Here is a 15228-nt window from a genome sequence, read left to right on the forward strand (position 1 = left end):
GGACCGGGATTATTAGCAAGCCGGACAGGGGAAGGAAACCCCAAAAAGAGAATCGGTCCACCGCTATGGTACCGCCCTTCAATGGTCATGTCCAACCTCGGCTTCCTTGCGCGCCCGGCGGCTTTCCGAGCGTAGCTGGCCGCACGCGGCCAGAATGTCGCGCCCGCGCGGACGGCGCACCGGCGCGGTCAGCCCCGCATCGGTCAATATCTTTGAAAACCGGTCGATGCGGGTATTGCTCGAACACTCGAAAACCGTACCCGGCCAAGGGTTAAAGGGGATGAGATTCACCTTGGAAGGGATATCCCGCAAAAGCCCGATCAGACGCTGCGCGTCGGCATCGGTATCGTTGACCCCCTTAAGCATTACATACTCGAACGTGATCCGCCGCACGTTCGACACGCCGGGATAGGTGCGGCATGCCTGCATCAACTGTTCCAGCGGGTATTTGTTGTTGATCGGCATGATCGCCGAACGCTGTTCGTCGGTGGTTCCGTGCAGCGAGATCGCAAGGTTGACGTTAAGCTCCCGCCCGCAGCGCTCGATCATCGGCACCACGCCCGAAGTCGAAAGGGTGATCCGCCGCTTGCCGATCGCCAGCCCCTCCGGGTCCATGCAGATCCGCATCGCCCCGGCGACGTTTTCGTAATTGTACAGCGGCTCGCCCATGCCCATCAGGACGATGTTGGTCAGATCCCGCCCGTCCTCGCCGCTGGCGCTTTTTTTGGCGCCTGAAGACGGCCATTCCTCAAGCACGTCGCGCGCATGCATGACCTGCTGCAAAATTTCGTGTACGCCCAGATTGCGCACCAGCGGCTGCGTCCCGGTATGGCAGAATTTGCAAGTCAGGGTGCAGCCGACCTGACTGGAAATGCACAGCGTGCCGCGCTTTTCATCCGGGATGAACACGGTTTCGACCTGCTGTCCGTCCGACATGCCCAAAAGCCATTTGATCGTTCCGTCCGCCGAACGCTGTTCGGCCACCACACCGGGTCGGTCGATGGAATAATGTTCCTCCAAAAGCGCGCGCGCCTCGCGCGGGATATTGGCCATCGCGGAAAATTCCCGCGCCCCGCGCTGGTACACCCAATGCCAGACCTGTTTGGCCCGGAAGGCGGGCAACCCGTGTTCGGCCAGCGCCGCCTGCATCCCGGCAAGGTCGAGGCCGATCAATGGAATCCGCCCCGACGCGTCCCGTTTCGGCGCGGCAAAGGCGCGATCGTGCGATCTGCTGCTCATGATTTACGGCTCATGGCGCGGAACCTATCCCACCGCCGCCAAAAACGCAAAATATTCAGGATTTTGGATCAAAAACCGCGGCTGTGCGGATTTTTCATGTCGTACAAAAGCTGCGTCGTCTTGATCTGCGGCGACTTGTTCGACCCTTCGCCAGCGCCGCCGCCGAACACCTCGCGCGAGGCCAGCTCGCGGCTGATCAGAAGATCGATGTCGGGCAGACGCTCGGCCTTGATCTCGCGTACACAGGCGCGGAAGAAATTACAGCCCTTTTCTTCCCAGTTATAAACCTTGTTGGCGTAATTCTCGCGCCGCAGCCACAGATCCGTGGTCGCCCACATGCCCTCAAGCCGCATCAACGGCCGGGCCTTGAGCCACATCACCTGCTCGACCGGCGACTTGCCTTCGGGCGGCGTGTCGTACATGAACTGCAACTCGGCCTCCAGCGTGTCGCCGTCGCCGCTCATCCGCACCTCGGCCGACGCGGTAATGCCGTCCTTGCTATCGACATAAATCCACGGCTGCGTTTCATAGGCATGAAGCTCGCGTCCGACGCCAAGACGGTCCACCAGCTCGCGTAAGGATAGCTTCATAAATCCCTTTGACGGTTCGAGAATGTGCCCATAACCTTAACCCTACTGTCGTTTCAAGTCAAAATGGGGTTTTTTCCGTATGTCTTTCCGCCCCCGCGCTTTTCTGGCTCTTTCATTCCTTCTGGCCATCATGGTTCCGGGATCGCCCGCCATGGCGCAGCAACAGGGCAAGGCGTTTTCGCTCACCCCCTTCGCCCGCGATGTCGCGACGCTGGCATCGAACGGCATCACGGTAGGCCTGTGGGGCATCGACAATCCGGGCCAGCAGGGTGCCGACGCGATGCGCGCGCGCGTCTATCTTGACGATCTAATCGCGGGCCAGCAGGTCCGCTGCCTAACCATGGCGGGGGATCCCGCATCGGGACAGGTCCGCGCCCGCTGCCTGAACGCGGGGGAAAAGGACATCGGTCTGGCCCTGATCAGCGCCGGTCTGGCCGTGGTCGACCGCAAGGACGTGTCCACCAGCGAACTGGCCCAGACCTATATGGGCGCCGAACATCTGGCGCAGGCACGCAAACTCGGCATCTGGGGCGACAACACCGCGCCGCTGCCTTCGCGCGCCGACGCCGCCTCCACTGCCGGCACCTCGTCCGGCGCTGCGGCGGACATTCTGGCCGCCATACCCGGCTGGCTACTCCTCTCCGTGCTGCTGGGCGTGCCCTTGCTGGGTTTTTTCATGGTCGCGATGATCCTGCACGTCAATTTCAAACAATTGATCAAACTCCAGAAATATCAAATCGCGGGCACCCAGAAACGCGAGAAACAGTTGAAGGAACGCGAAAAATACGTGATCGCCGCCGCTCTTGAACAAGAGGTCCATTCCAACCGCGCCAAGCTCGACGCGTTTCTGGTGATTTACGAGGAGTTGCTCAAATCCCTGCGCGATCCGGGCCGCACCCCGAAATACCAGCGCGCGGGCGACATCATCCACGAAAAACCGGCGCTGACCCGCACCGTATACGACGCGCATGTCGATAAACTCGACCTGCTCGGGCCGCAACTGGCTTCCGACCTTGCATCGCTTTACGCCATGGTCACGCCCAACCCCGATTACAAGACGCTGGAACCCGAATTGCCGATCGAAAAGGCGCGCGAACAGGTCGACCGCATCATCCGCGGCGCCGAACGCCTGATCGAGCCGATGGACAAGACGTCGGGCGCGCTTTCGGTGATCGTGCGCGACAAGCGCGGTGGTCTGCCCGTCAGCGACTGAGCAGCAGGATCGCGAGCCCCGCGCAACCGGCGGCGATGCGGTACCAGGCGAACACGCCGAAACCGTGCCTTGTCACATAGCCCAACATCCAACGTATGACCGCCAGCGCCCCGACGAAAGAGGTCACGAACCCGACCGCGATCATGCCCATGCCCGATACGTCAAGCGCATCGCGCGCCTTCCACAAATCGAACACCGTTGCCCCGGCGATCAGCGGAATCGCCTGAAAGAACGAAAATTCAGCCGCGGTGCGCCGATCGACCCCGGCGGCCAGCGCCCCCATGATGGTCGCACCCGAACGCGACACGCCGGGAATAAGGGCAAGGCATTGTGCAAGCCCGATCGCAAGCGCGGTCCGGTACGGCATCCCCTCGATTGAGGTAACGCGCGGCGCCGGTCGCCATTTTTCGATCAACAAAATCGCGATACCTCCGATGACCAGCGCGACGCAGACCACGACAGGAGAGAACAAAACAGTTTTGATCGTATCGTGGAACAATGCGCCCGCAAGCGCCGCCGGGACACAGGCGACAATGCTGGCGATCGCGAAATGCCGCGCCCCCGCATCGCGCGGCAGGTCGATCACCACCTTCGTCAGCCGCGTGAAATACAATACGCACACCGACAAAACGGCGCCCAGTTGTATCGCTACCTCGAACACATGGCCCGGCGGTCCCTGAAACTTGAGCAGCGCGTCGGCAAGGATAAGATGCCCGGTCGAGGACACGGGCAAAAATTCGGTCGCGGCCTCGACCAGCCCCATGATCACCGATTGATAGAATTCGACGAAAGTCATGCCTGCTCCATCTGCCAGACGTTAAGTTGTGAATCGCCGTCCACCCGCATATGCAGCGGGACAAGACAGCTTGGAATGTCATCCGCGCCGACGCTCCAGCCCTTTTCGCTTTCCGCGATGACCAGCGCCCCCGGCGCAAGCCAGTCGCCCGCGACCAGCGCCGCCAGCGTCGGCGCAACGAACCCCTTGCGATACGGCGGATCCAACAGCGCAAGATCGCGCGGCAAAATATTCTCAGGCCGTGGGCCAAGCTTTTGGCAGCCTTTCATCAAAAAAACCGCCGCATCCGCATAACCGCAGACCTTAACGTTCTCCCGCGCGACGCCAAGCACCCGACCGTCGTAATCGACGAACGCGCAATGCGCCGCCCCGCGCGACAACGCCTCGATACCCAGCGCACCGCTGCCGCAAAACCCGTCGAACACGCACGCGCCCTCAAGCGCGAACCCCGCGCCCACTGCCCACGGGCTATGCATCAGCATGTTGAACAACTGCTGACGCATCTTGTCTGTGGTCGGACGCACCACGCCCATGGCCGGAACCTTGAGCGTGCGTCCGCGGGCTTCGCCGCCGGTCACGCGCATCGGGCAAAACTACCCGAAACCGCCACCGTGTAAATAGCGTGAATGGCATGAATGTCGAAGATTTGTTGCGCTTTGCCCGCCCCTGCCGCATAGAAAGGAGCAATGAAACAATCCCCGATGCAGCTTGCGCTGGAACAGGCGCGTCTGGCCGCGCGGCAGGGCGAGGTCCCGGTCGGCGCGGTGCTGCTTGACGCCGCGGGCGAACTGGCGGCATCGGCGCATAACCGGACCGAAGCGGATTCCGACCCCACCGCCCACGCGGAAATTCTGGCGCTCCGCGCCGCCTGCGTCCGCGCGGGTTCCCCGCGCCTGCCCGACCATGATTTATACGTGACGCTGGAACCTTGTGCGATGTGCGCGGCGGCGATTGCGGCGGCGCGTATCCGCCGTGTTTATTTCGCGGCCTACGACCCGAAAGGCGGCGGGGTCGAACACGGCCCGCGTATCTTCACCCAGACGACGACCAATCACCGCCCGGAGGTTTACGGCGGCATCGACGAGGCGGATGCCGCGAAACTGCTTCAGGATTTTTTTAAGGAAAAACGCTAGCGTTCAAGGCCGGGCGTTCAGCGCGACAATCGCCGCCGCCACGTCCTCGACATGGCCGGGCACCTTGACGTTGCGCCACACGCCCGCGATTTTCCCTTGCCCGTCGATCAGGAAGGTCGAACGCTCGATCCCCATGTATTTCCGGCCATACATGCTTTTTTCCTTCCACACGCCGTACGCCGCGCACGCCTTGCCGTCGGCATCCGATGCCAGCGGAAAATTCAGATCGTATTTTTTCGCGAATTTTTCATGCAATTTGATGTCGTCGCGCGAAACCCCCACGATGGCGGCATCCAACGCGCCAAACCGCGCGATGTCGTCGCGGAATCCGCAGGCCTCGGACGTGCAACCCGGCGTGTCGTCCTTGGGATAGAAATAAAGGACCAGCGCCTTCCCGGTAAAATCCTTCAACGACAGCGTGTGCGCGCCCTTGCCCGTGCCACCCGTCGCTTCCATCCGGAAATCCGGGGCTTTGTCATTGACTCCGATCTCTGTCATGGTCAAACACCTTTGCTTTGCACTATTATTTGAACCGATGATCGACCAAGTCAACCAGCCGCCCCCGCCAGCAGTGGAAACACCTGCGGAAACACCCGCAAAAGCCGCCTTTCGCCATACACCGCACGGCAAGCGGATTTTGGGCACGATCGTAATCGTGGTGCTTGGGCTTTACGCGCTGGTCGGCGCGGGCGCGGGCATTCTGTTTTTAAAGCTGCGGCAGGGCCCGCTCGACGCCACGCCGGTCATTCCCGTTGTTCAAAAACTGATCTCGCACTCCGACCGGCTGCAATTCCGAATCGGCGACATGCAACTGGTCTGGCACGGGCACGACCGGCCACTGGGCGTAACGATGGAGAACGTGCATGTCATCGGCCAGAACGGCGAATACCTGACCATCGGCCATGCCGATCTTGGCGTGAGTATATGGCGCCTGCTGCTTGCCAATCTGCACTTTGGCTATGCCCGCATCGACGACCTTTCGCTGCGCGTCACCCGCCTGCCTGACGGCACGATCACCCTGACCGGCGAACAAAGCCAGCCCGATAATTCACAACCGCTTGAACTCGACAATATCGTGCGCGACCTGCCGGGCATCGACGACCTTACGCTCGACGACATGCGCATCGTTTTCGAGGATCGGAAAGACGCCCTGGTCCGCCGGTTCGACGATGTGAACATGCAGATCAATCAGACTCACGGCTTCGCCGGGCGCTCGCTGTCCGGCCATATCGCGGCCACCATGGCGGGCGCCGGGTCCGTCGCAGACGATGGGTCCAAGGTTGCCCTGGATTTTAATTACAAGGCCCGCGACAAAACGCTGGACGCGAACGCGACCATCGACCGGATATCGACCGCGGCAGTGATCGGCAACATCTTGCGCGCGGCCAATTTGCCGCTGATCGACATGCCGGTGCAGGGCCACGCCCAAATCCGCCTCGACAACGATTTCCACCTGCTCTCCCTCGACCTGCACCTAAGCGGCGACGACGGCACGCTGTACTGGCCGCACAGCTACGGCGAGGGATTGGAGAACCAGAAACTCACACGTTTCGACCTTCAGGCTGACTTCGCGCCAGAAACTCGCACGCTGGAACTGAACAACGCCGAAATCACGATCAAGGGCATTACGCTGGCGCTCAAAGGTGCGCTTTCCGCCGATGCCGCATGGGACACGCTTCAAGGCAATATCAATGCCTCCATCCCCGTGCTCGCGGTCGATGCGCTTCCCGCGGTCTGGCCGAAAATATGGGAATCCGGGGCACGGCAGTGGCTGGTCGACCGAATGAACAAGGGCCGCTTCGCCCATATCGACGTCGGCGTACCGCTGACCGTAACGCGCGTCGTCACCCCGCCCGACGATATCGATTTTCAGATCGCGCTCCAGCAGGCCGAAGCGCCTCTGGAACCCGAAACCGGCTGGCATATCATGCCCGGATCGATCAAGGGCAGTTTCGATTTCACCGGCATCACCGTCGATTACCGCGCGCCGCTTTTGCCAGCGCGCAACACCACCGGCACTGGAATATACGAAGGCCTGGGCCTGAAACTGAACATCACCACCGCTGATATCGGCGGCCTGCATGTCAACAGCGGCACACTGGAATTCGACGATCTGGTCACCCCCGGCAAGGGTCACGCCTATCTGCATTTCGATATGAAGGGCGGCGTCGGCGCTGTGTTTCAATATCTTTCAAAGGAACCTATCGCCTATCAGAAAAAGGTCGCGCTCGACGCCTCTCAGGCCAAGGGTCAGGCGCAGGTCGCGGTTGATATCGATTTTCCGACCCTGCACGACATGGGCGTCGACGATGTCCATGTCAAAGCGAAGGCGAAACTGACAAATCTCGTCATCCCCGGCGCGGTCAAGGGCATGACGTTGGCTGGACCGTCCTTTGATCTTGACGCGACCCAAGGCGATTTCCACATCAGCGGCAAGGGCACGCTCGACGGCCAGCCGGCCACCATCGACTGGCAGGAATATTTCACCAAAAAGGCGACCACCTCGTTCGCCTCGAACCTCAGCGCGTCAATCGACACCGATAGTGGGATCCGCCGCAAATTCATCGGATCGCTGGAGGACCGGATCGAAGGCATCATCCCCGCCGACGTGACGCTGAAAACCGCCAATGACGGCAAGGGCGCGCTAAACGTAAGTGCCGATTTGACGGATGCCGTACTGAACTTCACCGATCCGTTGGGCGCGACCAAGGCAAAAGGGCAGCCCGCGAAACTGAAACTGACCGGCACGCTGCAAAACGGCTTGATCCAAAGCATCGATACACTTGGCGTCAACGGCGCGGGCATGGCGATCGCATCGGGCAGTATCGGATTCAGGCGCGACGCGAACGGCGATGCAACGCTGGCCGGCGCCAAACTTAACGGCCTGCGCCTTGGCCGCAACGATTGCGACATCGATGCAAGCTGGTCCTCCGCTGGCGCGCTCAAAGCCATGGTGAGCGGCACCGCCTTCGACGCGGGCGGCGTTTTGGGCGGCGACAAGACGGCAAAGGCCAAAACCGCGATGGATTACGATATAAACCTGAAACTTGCGCATCTTTATCTTGCCGACCAATCGCTCGATTCTGTCACCGCCGCGCTCAAGGGCAATACCGGCGGCATGCTGCGCATGATCAATCTGACGGGCGCGGCCGCCGGCACACCGGTGACCCTGCGTTACGATTCCGGTGGGCTGCTTTTCGATCTGGCCGACGCGGGCGCGGGCCTTTCCGCCCTAGGCATCAGCCAGCGCGTGCGCGGTGGCACGCTGCACGCCGAAGGCATGCCGGGCAAAGGCGGCAACGTCGTGGGCAAGCTGGTGCTCAAGAATTTCAGCGTCACCCGCGCCCCGGTTCTGGCCAAGCTGATCAACCTGCTTTCCTTGCCCGGCCTGCTCAATATTCTTGAACAGGACACCGGCCTGAAATTCCAGCGCGCCGAGGCCGACATCACCCTGCGCAACGGCGCGGACGGCTTCGCGGTCTCCTTCAAGGATGGCCGCACCTCCGGCGCGAGCCTCGGCCTGACCTTCGAAGGAACGGTCGACATCGGCGCGGGCACCACCGACATTCACGGCACGGTGGTTCCGATGTCCGAGGTCAACTCGCTGCTCTCCGCAATCCCGCTGGTCGGCGACATCCTGACCGGCGGCGCCAAGGGCGGCGGCATTTTTGCCGCGACCTATGCGATGAAGGGGCCGATCGCGGACCCTAATGTCAGCATCAACCCGCTTTCGGTCCTCACCCCCGGCATATTGCGTCGCATCTTGTTTGAAGGCGCGCTTTAACCAAGGACGCGTTTTACCGCGCCTGCGGGGCCAAGCCTTGACCGCGCCCTTGCGGGTGACATCCTTGCGGGTGACATGGGGAAAAGGCGTCTGCCGCGTCAAAGGGCCTTACCGGGGGAACCACCCCGCCTTCGTCCCTTTTCCTTGCATCCGTCCCTTTTCCATGTCACGCAATCTCATGACATTAATGAGTCCTGACCCTGGCCCCCGATGACATTGCACGACATCCTTGCCCAGCATTTCACCCTTACCGCGCTGGCGGCGATCGCCTTCGGTTACTTGATGGGATCGGTGCCTTATGGGCTTTTGCTGACCCGTCTTGCGGGCCTTGGCGATGTGCGCGCGATCGGGTCGGGCAATATCGGTGCGACCAACGTGCTACGCACGGGCAGGAAGGACCTTGCACTCGCCACGCTGATCCTCGATTCCGGCAAGGGTGCGGCGGCGGTGCTGATCGCCGCCTACCTGATTTGGCCCGGAAATTTACAAGGGCCGATGGGCGCGGCGCTGGGTGCGGTGCTGGGGCATTTATACCCGGTCTGGCTGAAATTCAAGGGCGGCAAAGGCGTTGCGACCACGCTGGGCGTGCTGCTCGCCTTCGCGCCGCTTGCCGGGCTCGCTTCCTGCATCGCATGGCTTGCGAGCGCGCTGGTCACACGTATCTCGTCCCTTTCCGCGCTGGTGGCCATGGCGCTCGCGCCGTTTTTCACCGCGTATTTTTATACGCCGAAATGGTCTTGGCTGACAGGCACCATCGCGCTTCTGGTATGGTGGAAACACCGCGCCAACATCGCCCGCCTGATCCGTGGCGAGGAACCGAAAATCGGCCGGAAGAAAAATGCTCCCGCAAGCTGAACGCACCGCGCGCCTGCGCCTTGCGCGCAGCGAGGGGATCGGCCCCATAACCTTCCGCCGCCTGCTTGAACGTTACGGCAGCGGCTCCCGCGCGGTACAGGCCGTGCCCGAACTGGCAAAGCGCGGCGGGCGCGGCAAGCCGCTTTCCCTGTGCCCGGCATCGAAGGCCGAGGATGAAATCGCCGCGATTGAAAAACGCCGCGGCGCGCTGATCGTCTGGGGCGATCCGGACTACCCCGCGCCGCTGGCCGCGATCGAGGACGCGCCCCCCGTCCTGACCATGCTCGGCCGCACGGATCTGGTGAAAAAGACCGGCATCGGCATTGTCGGCGCGCGCAACGCCTCGCTGCAGGGTCGGCGCTTCACCGAAACGCTGGCCGCCGAACTGGGCCGCGCCGGGCTTGCCGTGATCTCCGGCCTCGCGCGCGGCATCGACACGGCGGCGCATGCCGCAAGCCTGTCTACCGGCACCATCGCGGTGGTCGCGGGCGGCGTCGACGTGGTCTATCCCACGGAAAATCAGACGCTGTACGAACGCATCTGTGATCAGGGCGCACTCGTCGCGGAAAACGCTCTGGGCACACAGCCGATGGCCCAGCATTTCCCGCGCCGCAACCGCATTATTTCCGGCCTTGCCCGCGGCGTCTGCGTCGTCGAGGCGACGATCAAATCCGGCTCGCTGATCACCGCGCATTGCGCCGCCGATCAGGGGCGCGAGGTTTATGCCGTACCCGGCCATCCGCTTGATCCGCGCGCGGGCGGGCCGAATTCGTTGATCCGCGACGGTGCGATGCTGGTGACCGGCGCGGCCGATATTCTCGACTCTCTCGCCCGGTTGCGGGAAACGCGCATCGTGCGCGAACCGGCCTCCGCACTCGCGGACTTCGGCGCGGGCGAACCGGATGCCGCGATCCTTGAATCCGCGCGCGAACATGTTTTATCCCTGCTCGGCACCCTGCCGGTGCCGGTCGACGACCTGATCCGCGAAACCGCGATCCCGGCTTCGGTGGTGCAGACCGTATTGCTGGAACTCGAACTCGCGGGTCGGCTGACCCGGCACCCTCAAAACCGCGTATCCATGCCGTATATAGAGTATGCGGTGGACAAATCGGGCACGCTGCTATAAATCCCCATGACCATGAGTGGACATTCCGTCGTCGTCGTCGAATCGCCCGCCAAGGCAAAGACGATCAACAAATACCTGGGCAAGGACTATACGGTCCTTGCGTCCTATGGCCATGTCCGCGACCTGCCGGCCAAGGACGGCTCGGTTCTGCCGGATGACGATTTTACCATGCGCTGGGAACTGGGTGAACGCGCGGGCAAGCCGGTCGGAGAAATCAAAAAGGCGCTCAAGGGCGCAAGCCGCCTGTATCTGGCGACCGACCCCGACCGCGAGGGGGAGGCGATTTCATGGCATCTTGAGGAACTGCTCAACGACGGCAAGACCCTCAAGGGCATCGACGTCAAGCGCGTTGCCTTCAACGAAATCACCAAGACCGCGATCGTCGACGCCTTCGCCCGCCCGCGCGATGTCGACCGCAACCTGGTCGAGGCGTATTTGGCCCGCCGCGCGCTCGATTATCTGGTCGGCTTCACGATTTCCCCCGTGCTCTGGCGCAAACTGCCGGGTTCGCGCTCCGCAGGCCGCGTCCAGTCGGTCGCCCTGCGCCTTGTGTGCGAACGCGAGTCCGAAATCGAAAAATTCACCGCGCAGGAATACTGGACCATCCTAGCCCGCCTCAAGACCGGCGAAGGCGTGCCGTTCACCGCCCGCCTGACGCATCTTGCGGGCAACAAGCTGGGCAAATTCGACCTTGCGAACGAACACGACGCGCGCGCCGCGACCACCCGCATCGCCGGAAAATCCCTTAAGGTCGCGGCGATCGAGGCGAAGCAGGTCAAACGCCATCCCTACCCGCCGTTCATCACCTCGACCCTGCAGCAGGAAGCCAGCCGCAAGCTCGGCATGTCTGCCTCCGAAACCATGCGCACCGCCCAGCGCCTGTACGAAGGCATCGAGATCGGCGGCGAAACCGTGGGCCTGATCACCTATATGCGGACCGACGGCACCACCCTGTCGGGCGAGGCGATTTCCCAATTGCGCGCGGTCGTGCGCGATACCTATGGCGACCGCTACGTGCCCGAGGCCCCGCGCGTCTATAAATCAAAGGCCAAGAACGCACAGGAAGCGCACGAGGCGATCCGCCCCACCAACGCCCGCCGCACCCCCGAACAGGTCGCGAAGCATCTGGGCGCGGCCGAGGCGAAACTTTACGACCTGATCTGGAAGCGCGCGATGGCCTGCCAGATGGAAAGCGCGCTGCTCGACCAGACCTCGGTCGATATCTCCGACGGCACGGACGACGTGGTGCTGCGCGCGACCGGATCGGTCGTCGCCTTCGACGGATTTTTGAAACTTTACGAGGAATCGCGCGACGACGGCGCCGAGGAGGATGACGAAAACCGCCGCCTGCCCGCACTGCGGCCGGACGAACGCCTGTCCACCCTCGACGTCAAGCCGGAACAGCATTTCACCCAAGCACCGCCGCGTTATACCGAAGCCAGCCTGGTCAAAAAACTGGAAGAAGAAGGCATCGGCCGCCCGTCGACTTATGCGTCCATCCTTCAGGTGCTGCAGGACCGCAACTATGTCCGCCTTGAACAAAAACGCTTTATCCCGGAAGACCGCGGGCGCATCGTCACCACCTTCCTGACCAAATATTTCGCGCGCTACGTCGATTACAAATTCACCGCCGCGCTGGAGGAGGAGCTCGACGCCATCTCCGATGGCCATGTTGCATGGAAACACGCCCTGCGCGATTTCTGGACCGATTTCTCGAAAGCGGTTGACGACACGAAGGACCTGACGATCACGCAGGTAATCGACGCGCTGGACGAGGAACTGGGGCCGCACTTCTTCCCCGACCGCCACGATGGCAAAAACCCGCGCCTGTGCCCGGCCTGCGGCAACGGTCGCCTTGGCCTGCGCCTTGGCAAATCGGGCGCGTTCATCGGCTGCTCGAATTACCAGTCCGAACCCAAATGCAGTTACACCACCCCGCTGGTCGTCACCGACGGCGAAGGCCTGACCGGGCTGGAAGCCGGTCCGAAGGAACTGGGCGTCGACGTCACCACCGGCAAGCAAGTCACGCTGCGCCGCGGCCCTTACGGCGTTTACGTCCAACTGGGTGAAGCCGAAGGCAAGGAAAAACCGAAACGTCAGGGCCTGCCCAAAAACCTCGCACCCGACGACGTAACCCTCGACGTCGCGATGAGCCTGCTCTCCCTGCCGCGACTTGTCGGCACGCATCCGGAATCCGGCGAAAAGATCCTTGCCGGTATCGGCCGCTTCGGCCCGTACCTCAAGCACGGCGACACATTCAAATCCCTGCCCAAGGACGACGACGTCTTAAGCGTCGGCATCAACCGCGCGGTCGAATTGCTGGCACAGGCGCCCCAGCGCGGCAAACGCGGCGCGGGAGCGGGCAAACTGCGCGATGTCGGCGAACACCCGGCGACCAAGGAAATGATCGAACTCTACGCCGGACGCTACGGACCCTATGTCAGAATGGGCAAGGTCAACGCCACCCTGACGCGCGACACCGATCCAAAGGACCTGACGCTCGACGCCGCGATCGCCCTGATCGACAAAAAGGCGGGCGCCACATCCAAGGGCAAGGCCAAAAAGGTGAAAGCCGCGGCGAAGAAAACCCCGGCCAAGGCCAAAACTTCCAAACCCAAAACCGCTTCTAAAACCACAAAGGCCAAATCGGCCTAAAGCACGGCTCGGCGCCCTTCGGCATAGGCCCGCAAAAGACTGCCATGCGCGCCGAAGACGACCGATGCGACGCACAAAATGCCGGTCGCCAGCACAACCCCCGGGCCGGCCGGAAGCCCCAGATGGTACGACGCCAGCAAGCCCAGATACGACCCGGCCGCCGCGATGCCGCAGGCCACGGCCATCATCCGGCCCAGCGAGCGCACCCAGAAAGGCGCGGCGATAGCGGGTAAAAGGATAAGCCCCAACGCCATCAGCGTGCCCAACGCCTGAAACGCGGCGACCAGATTGCCGACGATCAGCATGAAAAACACCGGGCCGGTCCAGCCGCGCCGACCGCCTGCCGCGGCCTGCAAGAATTCCGGGTCCATGCATTCGATGACCAGCCCGCGATAAATCTGCCCCAGCGCCACCCAGGTCAGCGTTGCCGTTCCGGCCACTAGCACCAGCGCGGATTCGTCGATCGCCAGAATATTGCCGAACAGGATATGCAGAAGGTCCACTCCGCTGCCCGCCCGCGAGATGATCGCCATCCCGGCGGCCAAAGATAAAAGATAGACAAGCGCGACGCTCGAATCTTCGCGCAATTGCGTGACCCGCGTCAAAACACCGGCCAGTGCCGCGACGAATATGCCCACCGCCAGCGCCGCCGCCGTCATCGGCCAGACGGCAATTCCCCAAAGCGCGAACGCGACGGCGACGCCTGGCAAAATCGCGTGGCTCATCGCGTCGCCTGCCAGCGTCATGCGCCGCAGGTTAAGGAACATCCCCACCGGCGCGCCGCTGATCGAAAGGATCAAGCATGCCACCAGCGCCCGGCGCATGAAGGCGTAATCGGCGAATGGCGCGATCAAAATGTCGTTAATGCCCATTCCGCCCCCCTTTATCCGCTTCCCCGTGATCGTGCCCGCACGGACATTCCGCGCCGTCCGCGTGTTCGGACACCGGAATCTCCTCACCCGCGGTATGCAGTTCGGCCATATCGAGGTCGAAGGACAAAAGCTTCTGCCGGAACAGGTCATGCGTATGCCCGCGCCCGATGCAGCGTCCGGCCAGCACGACGGAATCGGGAAAATATTTGCGGATCAGCATCAGGTCGTGCAACACGCAGATCACCGTGCGCCCCTGCGCGTGCCAGTCCATGATGATGGCGATCAGCCGCGCGGTCGTATCCTGATCGACGGCGGCGAACGGCTCATCCAGCAGGATGACGCGCGCATCCTCCACGATGGTGCGCGCAAACAATACGCGCTGGAACTGACCGCCCGACAGCGCACCGATCTGCCGCCCCCCGAACCCGCCAAGTCCCACGCGTTCAAGCGCTTCCTGCGCCTGCGCGCGCATCGCAAGCGTAAGCGCGCCGCCCTCGCCGGTCTGTCGCCAGAACCCGGCACACACCGCCTCAAGCACCGTGATCGGAAAATCGCGCGCAAGACCCGCGCCTTGCGGCAGATAGGCGATCTGCCCGCGTAGCGCCGGGTCAACGACCATGCGCCCCCTTTGCGGCCGCACGATTCCGGCGATGACCTTAAGCAGCGTGCTTTTCCCCGACCCGTTCGGCCCGGCCAACGCGGTCAACGACCCCGTCTCGAAAATCGCGTGCACATCATGGATCGCGACCTGCGATCCGTACCGGACGCCAACGTCCTCAAGCGTGATCGCCGCGCTCATGCGAAGATCGCCCACGCGGCCAAAGCCCATACCAGCGCCGAGATCAGGACGGCGATGCCAAAGCGTTGCATTCGGTTCAGGTAAAACATGACCGCGACACTATGCGCACCCACGCGCGGTTGACAAGTGTTAGGGTCAGGACCCATTAATCTTATGGATTGCGCGC

The 15228-nt window shown here is 62.5% G+C and carries 13 protein-coding genes; 6 read left to right on the top strand and 7 right to left on the bottom strand.

Annotated elements, in window-relative coordinates:
• Nucleotides 1–78: 78 nt before the first annotated feature.
• Nucleotides 79–1239, bottom strand: a complete 1161-nt coding sequence (gene rlmN, locus H6866_04025; GenBank protein ID USO08388.1) for a 23S rRNA (adenine(2503)-C(2))-methyltransferase RlmN — start codon at nt 1237–1239, stop codon at nt 79–81.
• 68 nt (nt 1240–1307) lie between these two features.
• Nucleotides 1308–1829, bottom strand: coding sequence for a hypothetical protein (locus H6866_04030; GenBank protein USO08389.1), 522 nt, complete (start codon nt 1827–1829; stop codon nt 1308–1310).
• Nucleotides 1830–1908: 79 nt separating this feature from the next.
• Here H6866_04030 and H6866_04035 point away from each other — a divergent pair, with 79 nt between their 5' ends.
• Entirely contained in the window at nt 1909–3042 is a 1134-nt protein-coding gene (locus tag H6866_04035) for a thermonuclease family protein (protein USO08390.1), read from the top strand.
• On the opposite strand, the gene H6866_04040 is transcribed toward H6866_04035, so the two are convergent.
• The gene (locus H6866_04040) at nt 3032–3838 is read right to left on the bottom strand and encodes an undecaprenyl-diphosphate phosphatase (protein USO08391.1); all 807 of its coding nucleotides are present in this window, start codon (nt 3836–3838) and stop codon (nt 3032–3034) included. The genes H6866_04035 and H6866_04040 overlap by 11 nt on opposite strands.
• Nucleotides 3835–4422: an RsmD family RNA methyltransferase gene (locus H6866_04045; protein USO08392.1), complete on the bottom strand. Its 588-nt coding sequence runs from the start codon at nt 4420–4422 to the stop codon at nt 3835–3837. Before H6866_04045 ends, H6866_04040 begins: the two co-directional genes overlap by 4 nt.
• A 117-nt stretch (nt 4423–4539) precedes the next feature.
• Between H6866_04045 and H6866_04050 the strand changes: the two genes are divergently transcribed.
• A complete protein-coding gene (locus H6866_04050) occupies nt 4540–4971 on the top strand; it encodes a nucleoside deaminase (protein USO08583.1) in 432 nt (143 codons plus the stop codon).
• Nucleotides 4972–4974: 3 nt separating this feature from the next.
• Here the strand turns inward: H6866_04050 and H6866_04055 are convergent, their stop codons facing one another.
• On the bottom strand, nt 4975–5469 hold the full coding sequence (locus tag H6866_04055) for a peroxiredoxin (protein ID USO08393.1): 495 nt from the start codon (nt 5467–5469) through the stop codon (nt 4975–4977).
• 37 nt (nt 5470–5506) lie between these two features.
• Here H6866_04055 and H6866_04060 point away from each other — a divergent pair, with 37 nt between their 5' ends.
• From H6866_04060 to topA, 4 genes are all read left to right on the top strand, one after another.
• Complete coding sequence (locus H6866_04060) at nt 5507–8755, top strand: hypothetical protein (GenBank protein ID USO08394.1); 3249 nt, start codon at nt 5507–5509, stop codon at nt 8753–8755.
• 210 nt (nt 8756–8965) lie between these two features.
• Entirely contained in the window at nt 8966–9610 is a 645-nt protein-coding gene (plsY, locus tag H6866_04065) for a glycerol-3-phosphate 1-O-acyltransferase PlsY (GenBank protein USO08395.1), read from the top strand.
• Nucleotides 9594–10736, top strand: a complete 1143-nt coding sequence (gene dprA, locus H6866_04070; protein USO08396.1) for a DNA-protecting protein DprA — start codon at nt 9594–9596, stop codon at nt 10734–10736. Before plsY ends, dprA begins: the two co-directional genes overlap by 17 nt.
• Before the next feature lie 12 nt (nt 10737–10748).
• On the top strand, nt 10749–13391 hold the full coding sequence (topA, locus tag H6866_04075; protein USO08397.1) for a type I DNA topoisomerase: 2643 nt from the start codon (nt 10749–10751) through the stop codon (nt 13389–13391).
• Here the strand turns inward: topA and H6866_04080 are convergent.
• Together H6866_04080 and H6866_04085 are read right to left on the bottom strand one after the other, a co-directional pair.
• Nucleotides 13388–14263, bottom strand: coding sequence for a metal ABC transporter permease (locus tag H6866_04080; protein ID USO08398.1), 876 nt, complete (start codon nt 14261–14263; stop codon nt 13388–13390). The genes topA and H6866_04080 overlap by 4 nt on opposite strands.
• The gene (locus H6866_04085) at nt 14253–15062 is read right to left on the bottom strand and encodes an ABC transporter ATP-binding protein (GenBank protein USO08399.1); all 810 of its coding nucleotides are present in this window, start codon (nt 15060–15062) and stop codon (nt 14253–14255) included. The genes H6866_04080 and H6866_04085 overlap by 11 nt, the downstream gene beginning before the upstream one ends.
• Nucleotides 15063–15228: the final 166 nt, after the last annotated feature.

Source organism: Rhodospirillales bacterium (genome assembly GCA_023898805.1).
Taxonomy (GTDB): domain Bacteria; phylum Pseudomonadota; class Alphaproteobacteria; order Micavibrionales; family UBA1664; genus UBA6145.

Coding starts and splice junctions, on each gene's coding strand:
- rlmN (USO08388.1), bottom strand. CDS start 1,239: ATGAGCAGCAGATCGCACGATCGCGCCTTTGCCGCGCCGAAACGGGAC.
- H6866_04030 (USO08389.1), bottom strand. CDS start 1,829: ATGAAGCTATCCTTACGCGAGCTGGTGGACCGTCTTGGCGTCGGACGC.
- H6866_04035 (USO08390.1), top strand. CDS start 1,909: ATGTCTTTCCGCCCCCGCGCTTTTCTGGCTCTTTCATTCCTTCTGGCC.
- H6866_04040 (USO08391.1), bottom strand. CDS start 3,838: ATGACTTTCGTCGAATTCTATCAATCGGTGATCATGGGGCTGGTCGAG.
- H6866_04045 (USO08392.1), bottom strand. CDS start 4,422: ATGCGCGTGACCGGCGGCGAAGCCCGCGGACGCACGCTCAAGGTTCCG.
- H6866_04050 (USO08583.1), top strand. CDS start 4,540: ATGCAGCTTGCGCTGGAACAGGCGCGTCTGGCCGCGCGGCAGGGCGAG.
- H6866_04055 (USO08393.1), bottom strand. CDS start 5,469: ATGACAGAGATCGGAGTCAATGACAAAGCCCCGGATTTCCGGATGGAA.
- H6866_04060 (USO08394.1), top strand. CDS start 5,507: ATGATCGACCAAGTCAACCAGCCGCCCCCGCCAGCAGTGGAAACACCT.
- plsY (USO08395.1), top strand. CDS start 8,966: ATGACATTGCACGACATCCTTGCCCAGCATTTCACCCTTACCGCGCTG.
- dprA (USO08396.1), top strand. CDS start 9,594: ATGCTCCCGCAAGCTGAACGCACCGCGCGCCTGCGCCTTGCGCGCAGC.
- topA (USO08397.1), top strand. CDS start 10,749: ATGAGTGGACATTCCGTCGTCGTCGTCGAATCGCCCGCCAAGGCAAAG.
- H6866_04080 (USO08398.1), bottom strand. CDS start 14,263: ATGGGCATTAACGACATTTTGATCGCGCCATTCGCCGATTACGCCTTC.
- H6866_04085 (USO08399.1), bottom strand. CDS start 15,062: ATGAGCGCGGCGATCACGCTTGAGGACGTTGGCGTCCGGTACGGATCG.